Genomic DNA, 10,379 nt, shown 5'->3' with positions numbered 1-10,379 from the left:
CTGTACGCCAGCTCCGGCACCGCGTCCCAGACGTGGTACCCGCGCCGGTGGTAGAGCAGCGGGCGGCTCGGGTGCACCTCGCCCTCCTCGACCCGGGCGATCAGGATCCAGTGGTCGCCCGCCTCCACCTGCTGCACCACCACGCACTCCGCGTGCGCCAGCGCCACCCCGGTGAGCACCGGGGCCCCGCCGGCCGCCGCCGACGGGTACCAGTCCTGGCCGGCGAACTTGTCGTCGCCGCGGCCGGCGAACCGGTCCGAGGCCTGCTGCCCGTCCTCGCCCAGGAAGTGCACCACGAAGGCGCCCGAGTGGCGCAGCGCCGGCAGGCTGCGCGAGCCCTTGTCCACGCAGACCAGCAGCAGCGCCGGGTCGACCGACACCGCGCTGACCGCGTTGCAGGTGAAGCCCTTGGGCTCCCCCGCCTCGTCCAGGGCCGTGACGATCGCCACCGCCGTCGGGAAGGAGCCGAAGATCTCCCGGAACCGCCCTGCGTCCACCGCCATCCCGCTTCACCGCCGTTCTCGTTCGGTTCGCGCGACCGGTCGCCGCGCGTGCGGCCGAGCCTGGGCGAGCTCCGTGGAGCGGTGCTGGAACCGCCCTCGAAGGCGGGCCCGGATCAGGCGGCGAACAGGTCCAGGATCGGCTGGCGCTGCCCGTCCGGGGCGTCCAGCGCCGGGTCGCCGGCCAGGATCGCCTGGTGCAGCTTGCGCAGCCGCAGCGAGGGCTCCAGGCCCAGCTCCTCCACCAGGTGGCCGCGCAGGCCCTGGTACACCTCCAGTGCGTGCCACTGCCGTCCGGAGCGGTACAGCGCGGCCATGCACTGGGCGTGCAGCCCCTCGTGCAGCGGGTGGCGGCCGATCAGGCCGGTCAGCTCGGGCACCAGGTCGGCGTGCCGACCCAGTCGCAGGTCGGCCTCGATCCGCCGCTCCAGCACCCGCAGCCGGCTCTCCTCCAGCCGGGCCAGCTCGATCTCCAGCACCGGGCCGACCCGGACGTCCACCAGCGCCGGACCGCGCCAGACGGCCAGCGCCTCGCGGTAGTACTGCGCGGCCGCCGCGTCGTCCCCGCACTGGCCGACCTCCCGGCCCAGCTCCGCCAGCCGGTCGTACTCGTGCACGTCGACCGCGCCCGGCTGGATCTGCAGCAGGTAGCCGCCGTGCCGGGTGGCCAGCACCTCCTTGGCGCTGTACAGCGAGTCCGGGCCGAGCGCGCTGCCGAGCATCCGGCGCAGGTGCAGGATGTAGGTCTGCAGCGTGGTCAGGCCGCTGCGCGGCATGTCGGCGCCCCACAGCTCCTCCATCAGGGTCGGCACCGGCACCACCTGGTTGGCGTACAGGGCCAGCAGGGCGAGCACCTGTCGCGGCTTGCCCGCGCTCGGCACGATGGAACCACCGGCGGCGTGCGCGCTCAGCGGACCGAGGACGTTGATCTCCATGGCTTCCCTCCGTAATGCCGTCGGTCTGACTGGCACTCAACCGCCCTCCCAGTCAGGTTCGGCGGCCCCTCCAGGGTGGTCGAGCAGCCTGGGCGTCCACCAGTGCCGGGTTCCCGAACCCGGTGTGCGATTCACCCGGGTCGACCCGTGAATCATTCATCCCCACCGCGTGACGGGGGCACTGGCCCGGAGCGTGCCCGGAAAAACAGACTCCTCCCTGTCGCCGGACGGACCTCGCCGGCCACCACGGACCGCACCTTCCCCAGGAGTCACACCATGGTTGCGAACGCTTCGCTGTACGAGTACGACGACCTGCTCATCGAGGACCTCACCCCCGGCCTGCAGGCCGCGCTGGCCGCGGACCTGTGCACGGCCACCTTCTGCCGGGCCGACTCGGCCTACTCCACCGCCGTCGCCACCGCCCGGCCCGTGCTCGTCTGATGGCCCGGACGGACCCGGTCGGCGGCCGCTTCCTCGCCTTCAAGCCGCACCTGCGGGTCGAGCCGGTGGCCGGCGAGGCCGTCTACGTGCTCGCCGACGAGCAGGTGACCGCCCTGCACGGGGCGCAGATCGCCCTCCTGGCGCCGCTGTTGGACGGCACCCGGCGCCTGGTCGACCTGCAGCGCGAGGTGGCCGACCGGATCCCGGCCGAGCAGACCGCGCGGCTGACCGCCAAGCTGGCCGCGGCCGGCCTGGTGCACGAGCGCCCGGCCGAGGAGCTGGACCCGACCGGTGCGGCCGAGCGCGCCTACTGGGCGGCGGCCGGACTGGACGGCGCCGAGAGCAGCGCGCGGACCGCGCGGGCCCGGGTCGGCGTCCGGACGCTGACGACGGGCGGGACCGAACCGCTGGTCGCGGCGCTGGCCGGCGCCGGGCTGCGCGCCGCCGGGTGCGGTGACGCGGCGGACCTGACCGTCGTGCTCTGCGGCGACTACCTGGACCCCGGGCTCGGCGAGCTCGCCGCGGCCGAGCGGGCCGCCGGCCGCACCCTGCTGCCGGTCCGCGCGGCCGGACCGCAGCTGTGGATCGGCCCGTTCTTCACCCCGGCGGGAGCCTGCTGGCAGTGCCTGGCCGACCGGCTGTGGCGCGGCCGCCAGGTCGAGGCGCACATCCAGCGCCGACTCGACCGCCGCGGGCCGGCCGACCGGCCGGACAGCGCGCTGCCCGCGGCCCGCGCCGCGGGCCTGCACCTGGCCGCACTGGAGGCGGCCAAGTGGCTGGCCGGCCACCGGCACGCGCACCAGGACGCGATCTGGTCGCTGGACACCCTCTCCCTGACGGGCCGTCACCACCCGGTCCAGCAGCGCCCGGAGTGCCCCGGCTGCGGTGACCCCGCGCTGGTCGCGGCCCGGGTGGCGGCACCGGTGGTGCTCGGCCCGCGGCCCAAGCGGCACACCGACGCCGGCGGCCACCGGGCACTGACCCCGCAGCAGGTGCTGGACACCTACGGCCACCTGGTGGACCCGGTGACCGGCCTGGTCCAGGAGATCCGCCGGGACCCGCGCGGCCCCGCGTTCCTCAACTGCTTCCACGCCGGGGCCAACCCGGTGGCCGGTGAGCAGGGCCTGGCCTCGGTCCGCCAGGGGCTGCGCAGCACCTCGGCCGGCAAGGGCGCGACCGCGCTGCAGGCCAAGGTCGGGGCGCTGGCCGAGGCGCTGGAGCGGTTCTCCGGCTACCGCCAGGGCGGCGAGCCGGTCGAGCGGGCCTCCTACCGGGCGTTGCTGGCCCGGGACGCCCGGGTGGTGCACCCGGACGCGGTGCAGCTCTTCGACCCGCGCCAGCAGGCCGACCGGGCGGCCTGGAACGCCGAGCACGGCGCCTTCCACCAGGTCGCCGACCCGTTCGACGAGCAGGACGAGGTCGAGTGGACCCCGGTCTGGTCGCTGCGCGACGGCTGCCAGAAGCTGCTGCCCACCGCGCTGCTCTACTACAACTCCCCGCAGCGGCCGGACCGGCGCTACTTCCTGCCCAACTCCAACGGGGCGGCGGCCGGCGGCAGCCTGGAGGACGCGGTGCTGCAGGGCACGCTCGAACTGGTCGAGCGGGACGCGGTGGCGCTCTGGTGGTACAACCGCACCCGGCACCCCGGGGTCGACCTGGACGCCTGGCGCGACCCGTGGATCGCCGAACTGCGCGCCGTGCACGCGGGACTGCACCGCGAGGTGTGGGCGCTGGACCTCACCGCCGACCTGGGCATCCCGGTCTTCGCCGCCCTGTCGCGGCGCACCGACAAGCCGGCCGAGGACATCATGCTCGGCTTCGGCGCCCACCTGGACCCGGCCGTGGCGCTGCGCCGCGCGCTCGCCGAGGTCAACCAACTCCTGCCGGGCGTGGTGGAAGCCGCCGCCGACGGCACCGGCTACGGCGTCGCCGACCGCGACATCCTGCGCTGGATGCAGACCGCCACCGTGGACAACCAGCCCTACCTGCTGCCCGACCTGACGCAATCCGTCACCGATGCGGGCCGACACTCCTACGAAGTGCGCGGGGACCTGCGCGAGGACCTCGCGGTGGTGGAGGATCGGCTCTACCGGGCCGGGCTCGACCTGCTGGTGCTCGACCAGACCCGGCCGGAGGCCGGCCTGCCGGTGGCCAAGGTGCTGGTCCCGGGCCTGCGTTCGCACTGGAACCGGTACGCCCCCGGACGGCTCTTCGAGGTTCCGGTGCGGCTGGGCAGGCTGGCGGGGCCGACCCGCTACCAGGACCTGAACCCGGTCCCGCTCTTCCTCTGACCCACCGGCCGTTCCGGCACCGCCGAACGTCCCACCCTCGAAGCCCTCAGGAAGCCACGTGCGCATCGACAGTCTGGCCGGCCCGCAGCTCACCGAACTCTGGTCCCTGCGTCCGGACGTGCTGGTCGAGGCCGACACCGAGCCCGGCGGTGCGGTCGAGGTGCACACCCGCTGGGGCAGCGTCCGGTTCGAGCGCCCCTCGGCCGCGCTGCACGAGGCGCTCAAGCGGATGCAGTTGGGCCCGGTGTCGCTGGCCAACGTGCTGCCCGGCTTCCCGGTCGACCCGCCGCAGGGCGGGCCGGGCGCGGACGGCGCCGACCCCGAGGTGCGGGCGCTGCTGGCCGACCTGGACCGGCTGCGCGGGGCCGTGGTCCGGTCGCTGGCCTACGGCGGCACGCCGCTGCTCTCGCTGGTGCCGCTGACGCCCGGCGCACGCTGCCGGCCGGCCCCGCTGCCGCCGGGCCGGCGGGTGCGGCTGTCCCGGTTCGCGGTGCTGCGGTACGCGGCCGGCGGGCTGCAGGTGGAGTCCCCGATCGCCGACCACCGGGTGGAGCTGCACCGCCCGGAGGCGATGCGGGTGCTCGGGCTGCTGGACGGCGCCGAGCCGCTGCCCGCCGCCGAGGAGGTGGTCGGGCTGCCGCGGCACCTGGTGGCGGGTGCGGCGGGCTACCTGGTGGCTGCCGGGGTCGCCGTGGTGGCCCGCGAACTGCCCGGGGCCAAGCCGGAGTTCGCCGAGGACCGGGACCCGCGGCTGGCGCACTGGTCGCCCGACGAGCTGATGGCCCACTCGCGCAGCCGGGCCGGTCGGCACGACCGGGACCTCGGCGCCAGCTACCCGCACGGCGCGACCCCGGTGCCCGAGCCGGTCACGGCGTCGGGCGCGGCGATCGAGCTGCACCGGCCGGACCTGGCCGCACTGGCCGAGAACGACCCCTCGTTCACCGAGGTGCTGGAGCGGCGGCACTCGGTGCGCGAGTTCGCCGCCGAGAAGCTGACGGTGCACCAGATCGGCGAACTGCTCTTCCGGGCGGCCCGGGTGCGGGCCGCCCGGGAGGCGGCGGCGGGCGACCCGCCGGCGCTGCCGCGCACCGACCGGCCGTACCCGAGCACCGGGGCGGTGTACGCGCTGGAGGTCTACCTGGTGGTCGCCGACGGCACCGAACTGGCCCCCGGCGCCTACCACTACGATCCGTTCGGCCACCGGCTGCGGCCGCTGGCGGGCTCGCCCAAGGCGGTGGAGGAGCTGATCGGTGCGGCGCAGACGGCGGTGGACTCGGCCGCCCGGCCGCCGCTGCTGATCGTCTTCACCGCGCGGTTCCGGCGGGTGATGCACGCGTTCAGCGGCATCGCCTACGCCAGCCTGCTCAAGGACGTGGGCGTGCTGCTGCAGAACTTCTACCTGGTGGCCACCGCGATGGGCCTGGGCGGCTGCGCGCTGGCGGCCGGCGACTCGGACTCGGCTGCGCGCGCCTTCGGCCTGGACTGGCCGGTGGAGTCGAGCGTCGGGGAGTTCGTGGTCGGCGCACCGGCCCGCTCGATCCCACTACGCTGTGGCATCGCCCGGTAGCTCAAATCGAGCCAGATCCGCGCCGTAGCAGGACTCTTACCGTACGATCGTCCGCGGGTTCGGCCGATGCGAGTGTCAATGGGGGACATTTGAACGCCACAGCATCACCACAGGCGACGTCCAAGCGGTTGGTCCGCGACGGGCAGCAACTGGCTCCGAGAATGGCGATGACCATCACCGCCGCGGTCTTCTCGGGCTACGTCGCGATCGCGATGACGTACGTCCGCGCCGGTCGGCCGACCGTGGCCACCCTGATCGGGGCGCTGATGACGCTGCTGGTCTTGCTCGGCATCCAGCTGGTGCACTCGTTCCCCCGGCTGGCCCCCCGGTTGACCAGGTACTGGCCGCTCACCCTGCTGCTGCAGGCGTTCCTGACCTACGCGCCGTTCTCGGTGTTCGGGCACGCCTGGATCGGGATCCCGAGCTTCCTGGCCGGCACCCTGCTGCTGATGCTGCCGGCCCGGCTGGCCTGGCCGAGCTTCGGCCTGGTGGTGGTGGGCAGCAACCTGCTGATGATGCAGCACGGCTTCGGCCCGGAGGACGGCTTCTACATCAGCGTGGCCACCGTCACCAACGGGCTGGTGGTCTTCGGCCTGTCCCGGCTGACCGACATCGTGGCCGAGGTGCACCGCTCGCGGGCCGAACTGGCCCGTCTGGCGGTGGCCCAGGAGCGGCTGCGGTTCGCCCGCGACCTGCACGACCTGCTGGGCTACAGCCTGTCGGCGATCACCCTCAAGTGCGAACTGGCCTACCGCCTGGTGCCCAGCCAGTCGGAGCTGGCCCAGGCCGAGCTGACCGAGATCCTGCAGACGGCCCGGCAGGCGCTCTCCGACGTGCGGGCGGTGGCCCGCGGCTACCGCGACATGTCGTTGGTCGACGAGGTGGAGGAGGCCCGCTCGATGCTCACCACGCTGGGCATCCGCACCCAGGTGCGGCTCGCGCACGAGCCGCTGCCGCCGCAGGTGGAGACCGTGCTGGCCACCGTGCTGCGCGAGGGGCTGACCAACATGCTGCGGCACAGCCGGGTCGAGCAGTGCCTGATCGAGACGGTCAACGACGGCGACGTGGTCCGGTTCGGCCTGGAGAACGACGGCGCCGGGCGGGTACAGCCGCAGCGCGTGGCCGAGCGCACCGACAACGGCGGCAGCGGGATCGGCAACCTCACCACCCGGGTCGGCGCGCTGGGCGGCGAGTTGACGGCGGCCCAGGGCACCGACGGCTGGTTCCGGCTGCAGGCCTCGATCGAGCTCGCCAAGGTGCCCGAGGCGGTCCCGGCCGAGGCCCAGCTCTCGCTGGCCGTCGCCTGAGCCCGGGTCAGAGCCAGCCCGCCTCCCGGGCGATCCGGATCGCGTCCACCCGGTTGCGCGCGTTCAGCTTGCTGACGACGGTGGTCAGGTAGTTGCGCACGGTGCCGGGGGAGAGGAAGAGCTTCGCGGCGATCTGCCCGGCCTCGGCGCCCTCCGCGGCCAGCCGCAGCACCTCCAGCTCCCGGCCGGTCAGCGGGGTGGCCTCGGTGTCCAGGGCGGCCAGGGCCAGCACCGGGTCCACCGCCCGGCCGCCGGCCGCCACGGTGCGGATCGCGGCGGACAGCTGGCTGGGCTCGATGTCCTTCAGCAGGAACCCGGCCACCTGCGCGGACATCGCCCGGCGCAGGTTCCCGGGCCGGCCCAGGCTGGTGAGGATCAGCGTGCGGCAGCTGGGGAGGGCCTCGTGCAGGGCGGCCGCGGCGCTGATCCCGTCCAGCCCCGGCAGGTCGATGTCGAGCACCGCGACGTCCGGTGCGGTGGCCAGTGCCCTGGCCACCACCTCGGCGCCCGAGCCCAGTTCGGCGACCACTTCCAGGTCCTGCTCCAGCTCCAGCAGCGCAACCAGGGCGCTGCGCAGCACCTGCATGTCCTCGGCTATCAAGATGCGGATCATTCGGCTCCCCCTAGAGCACGCTCAGTAGTCGCGCCTGACTCTAACGGGCGAACGGGGCCTGGACGAGGGTCTGTCCTAGGTGTGAAACGCCACGTCAGGGGCTTGCCCGGGTCTTGGTGCTGGCGTCTGCGACTGCCACCTGGGTGACCCAGCGGTACGGCCGGGGGTCAGGTCCGGGTCCAGTTCCGCATGCAGCGGCCGCAGTTCGCCGCGAAGGAAGAGCTCGCGCATCATCGACCGCTGCACCTTGCCGCTGGTGGTCCGGCGCACCGTGCCCGGCCGCACCAGCAGCACCCCGCCGACCGCGCCGCCGAACTCCTCGGCCAGGCAGCCCCGCACCCGCTGCGCGATCCCCGGCAGATCGGTGCCGCCGCGGCCGCCGAACCGGACCTCCTGGACCGCCACCACCCGCTCGTCGGGACCGGGGGCGAAGACCGCGGCGGACCCGAACTGGGTCCCGCAGGCCGCCAGCTGACGCTCCACCTCCTGCGGGTGCAGGCCGCGTCCGGCCACCTTGAGCAGGTCCTTGAGCCGGCCGGTGACGTAGAGCTCGCCGTCCTGCAGCACCCCCAGGTCGCCGGTGCGCAGGAAGCCGCGGGCGCCGCCCGCGGTGCAGGCCCGGAACGACTCGGCGGTCTCCAGCGGGCGCTGGTGGTACCCGGCGGTGACGGCCGGTCCGCGCACCCAGATCTCACCGGTCTCGCCGTCGGCCAGCTCGGCGCGGCTGCCCGGGTCGACGATCCGCAGCTCCACGCCGTGCGGGCGCCCGGAGCCGACCAGTCGGCGGGCCGGACCGCCCGGGGCGGCCGGGCGCAGCCGGCCCCGGCCGAGCGCCGACGGGTCGGCCGCGAAGACCGGGGCGGCGCCCGGTGCGCTGACCGCGACCAGCAGGCTCGCCTCGGCCAGCCCGTAGCCGGTGACCAGGGCCCGCGGGCGCAGTCCGGCGGGGGCGAAGCGCTCGGCGAACCGCTCCAGGGTGACGGCCGCGACCGGCTCGGCGGCGTTCACCGCCACCTCCCAGCGGGACAGGTCGAGGCCCGTCAGCTGATCGGGCGTCACCTCGGTGGCGCAGCGCGCGTAGGCGGAGTCGGGAGCGGCGGCCACCGTGATGCCGTACCGGTCGATCGCGTGCAGCCAGCGGGCCGGCTCGACCAGGAAGCTGTGCACCGGCAGCAGCACGGCGGTGGCGCCCAGCCAGAGCGGGTGCAGCAGCTGCCCGATCAGGCCGAGGTCGTGGTAGCCGGGCAGCCAGCCGCCGATCCGGGAGCCGCGGTGGGTGCCCAGCGCCTGCTGGATCGCGGTCATGGTGGCCAGCAGGTTGGCGTGGCTCACCAGGACCCCGCGCGGGGCGGCGGTGGTGCCGGAGGTGTACTGGATCAGCGCCGGGTCCTGGGGATCGAGCTCCGGCGGCGACCAGTCGTCGGGCGCCGCCCCGGGCAGCGTCTCCACCGCGCGGCAGAGCAGCGAACCGCGGTCGGCGTCGGCCAGCAGCCGGGAGAGCTCGGCGGCGTGCGCGCGGTCGGTCAGCACCACGGTGCGGGCGCACTCCTTGACGATCGCCGCGGTGCGTTCGGTGGCGGCCCGCGAGGTGCCGGGCGGCGGCACCGGGACGGCGACGGCGCCGGCGAACAGGCAGCCGACCACGGCGACCGCGAACTCCACGCCGCTGTCCAACGGGATCAGCACCGGCTGGCCCTGGGCACCCCGCTCCACCAGCCAGTGCGCCAGGCCGCGGGCCCGGCGGTCCAGTTCGGCGTAGCTCAGCCGCTGCTCGGCGGCCTGCGGGCGGGCGTCCGGGGCGAAGACCAGGGCGGTGTCCCCGGGCGCCGCGGCGAATCGGTCGGCGAGCACCGCTGCCAGGCTCTGGCCCTGCGGCATACCGCACCTCCAAGCCTCGTCGGTTTCCCGGGCTCGGCGACGAGCACGGGGCTCGGAAGTCGAGCACGGACGAGTCTGCTGGAGGGCGCTCGACGGCCTCTCGAAACCGGCCGCCAGCCCTACTAGGACCACTCCTGACTAGGACCACTCCTGGGCGCGGCGCGGGTCGGGGCCGGGCAGCAGGTGGTCCAGGTGGGCCAGCTCCCGGCGCAGCCGCAGCTCCAGCGGGCTGAGCGGCAGTTCGGGGGCCAGCCGCTCCGGGTGGTGGCGGCCGGGCGGGGCGAGGGTCACCGGCGGGGTCAGCCGGCGCAGTGGCACCCCGTGGGCCAGCAGCCGCAGCTCGGCCTCGCGCTGCTCCTGCTGGGTGAGGTACTCGCGCACGCCCGCGGCCAGGGCCAGGGCCCACCCGGTCCACCGCAGTACCCGCATGAGCTGGGGCCAGCTGCCCCGGGGCGTGACGCTCACAACCGTGCTCCTCCCTGTCCGGGCGGGCAGGTTGCCGGGGCGGCCTGGAGCGCGGCTGGAGCGCGGCTCGCGACACGCCGGGGCGGGTCGGGGCGCGGCCCGAGGCGGGGCCGAGGGCGGATCGAGGCCGGTTCTAGGGGAGCTTCCTACCGTCCGTCGGCATGACGATCCTCGACGAGCGCCCGCTGTCCACCACCGACGACCTCCCCGAGCTCCCGACCGACGCGCACGGCCGGGTGATCGAGTTGCACGTGCTGCGCGAACAGGTGCGCAGCGGTCCAAGCCTGGCGGCGACCGAGGCGCAGCACGCGAAGGGGAAGTTGACGGCCCGTGAGCGGATCGGGCTGTTGCTGGACGAGGGTTCGTTCCACGAGGTGGAGCC

The 10,379-nt window shown here is 74.9% G+C and carries 10 protein-coding genes; 5 read left to right on the top strand and 5 right to left on the bottom strand.

Annotation, left to right across the window (positions count from 1 at the left end; translation table 11 throughout):
- Together ACFW1A_RS32865 and ACFW1A_RS32860 are read right to left on the bottom strand one after the other, a co-directional pair.
- Positions 1-503 (bottom strand): flavin reductase family protein (locus ACFW1A_RS32865; protein ID WP_380415441.1); only part of this gene is annotated, 503 nt, incomplete at its 3' end.
- Between the two features lie 113 nt (positions 504-616).
- Positions 617-1,435, bottom strand: coding sequence for a BTAD domain-containing putative transcriptional regulator (locus ACFW1A_RS32860; protein WP_380415439.1), 819 nt, complete (start codon positions 1,433-1,435; stop codon positions 617-619).
- 276 nt (positions 1,436-1,711) lie between these two features.
- On the opposite strand from ACFW1A_RS32860, the gene ACFW1A_RS32855 reads away from it, so the two are divergent.
- From ACFW1A_RS32855 to ACFW1A_RS32840, 4 genes are all read left to right on the top strand, one after another.
- Positions 1,712-1,876 carry a hypothetical protein gene (locus tag ACFW1A_RS32855; protein ID WP_380415437.1) on the top strand — a complete coding sequence of 55 codons (165 nt, stop codon included), beginning with the start codon at positions 1,712-1,714 and terminating at the stop codon, positions 1,874-1,876.
- The gene (locus ACFW1A_RS32850; RefSeq protein ID WP_380415435.1) at positions 1,876-4,167 is read left to right on the top strand and encodes a TOMM precursor leader peptide-binding protein; all 2,292 of its coding nucleotides are present in this window, start codon (positions 1,876-1,878) and stop codon (positions 4,165-4,167) included. The genes ACFW1A_RS32855 and ACFW1A_RS32850 overlap by 1 nt, the downstream gene beginning before the upstream one ends.
- Positions 4,168-4,225: 58 nt before the next feature.
- Entirely contained in the window at positions 4,226-5,734 is a 1,509-nt protein-coding gene (locus ACFW1A_RS32845; protein WP_380415433.1) for a SagB family peptide dehydrogenase, read from the top strand.
- Between the two features lie 167 nt (positions 5,735-5,901).
- The gene (locus tag ACFW1A_RS32840; RefSeq protein ID WP_380415431.1) at positions 5,902-7,041 is read left to right on the top strand and encodes a sensor histidine kinase; all 1,140 of its coding nucleotides are present in this window, start codon (positions 5,902-5,904) and stop codon (positions 7,039-7,041) included.
- Between the two features lie 7 nt (positions 7,042-7,048).
- On the opposite strand, the gene ACFW1A_RS32835 is transcribed toward ACFW1A_RS32840, so the two are convergent.
- The 3 genes from ACFW1A_RS32835 to ACFW1A_RS32825 all read right to left on the bottom strand — a co-directional run bounded on the left by ACFW1A_RS32835 (position 7,049) and on the right by ACFW1A_RS32825 (position 9,997).
- Positions 7,049-7,654: a DNA-binding response regulator gene (locus ACFW1A_RS32835; RefSeq protein ID WP_380415429.1), complete on the bottom strand. Its 606-nt coding sequence runs from the start codon at positions 7,652-7,654 to the stop codon at positions 7,049-7,051.
- Positions 7,655-7,729: 75 nt separating this feature from the next.
- Positions 7,730-9,532, bottom strand: a complete 1,803-nt coding sequence (locus tag ACFW1A_RS32830; protein WP_380415427.1) for a fatty acyl-AMP ligase — start codon at positions 9,530-9,532, stop codon at positions 7,730-7,732.
- A gap of 138 nt (positions 9,533-9,670) precedes the next feature.
- The gene (locus tag ACFW1A_RS32825) at positions 9,671-9,997 is read right to left on the bottom strand and encodes a hypothetical protein (RefSeq protein WP_380415425.1); all 327 of its coding nucleotides are present in this window, start codon (positions 9,995-9,997) and stop codon (positions 9,671-9,673) included.
- 161 nt (positions 9,998-10,158) lie between these two features.
- On the opposite strand from ACFW1A_RS32825, the gene ACFW1A_RS32820 reads away from it, so the two are divergent.
- Positions 10,159-10,379: carboxyl transferase domain-containing protein (locus tag ACFW1A_RS32820; protein WP_380415423.1), on the top strand; the 221-nt coding region annotated here is incomplete at its 3' end.

This window comes from Kitasatospora sp. NPDC058965 (assembly GCF_042741245.1).
In the GTDB taxonomy this organism is placed as follows: Bacteria; Actinomycetota; Actinomycetes; order Streptomycetales; family Streptomycetaceae; genus Kitasatospora.
Note: the sequence above shows the minus strand (reverse complement) of the source record. Positions and strands in the feature narration are given on the sequence as shown.

What these genes read in the sequence shown, in the direction of transcription:
- ACFW1A_RS32850 (WP_380415435.1), top strand. Translation starts at nt 1,876, where the DNA reads ATGGCCCGGACGGACCCGGTCGGCGGCCGCTTCCTCGCCTTCAAGCCG.
- ACFW1A_RS32840 (WP_380415431.1), top strand. Translation starts at nt 5,902, where the DNA reads ATGACCATCACCGCCGCGGTCTTCTCGGGCTACGTCGCGATCGCGATG.
- ACFW1A_RS32855 (WP_380415437.1), top strand. Translation starts at nt 1,712, where the DNA reads ATGGTTGCGAACGCTTCGCTGTACGAGTACGACGACCTGCTCATCGAG.
- ACFW1A_RS32835 (WP_380415429.1), bottom strand. Translation starts at nt 7,654, where the DNA reads ATGATCCGCATCTTGATAGCCGAGGACATGCAGGTGCTGCGCAGCGCC.
- ACFW1A_RS32860 (WP_380415439.1), bottom strand. Translation starts at nt 1,435, where the DNA reads ATGGAGATCAACGTCCTCGGTCCGCTGAGCGCGCACGCCGCCGGTGGT.
- ACFW1A_RS32830 (WP_380415427.1), bottom strand. Translation starts at nt 9,532, where the DNA reads ATGCCGCAGGGCCAGAGCCTGGCAGCGGTGCTCGCCGACCGATTCGCC.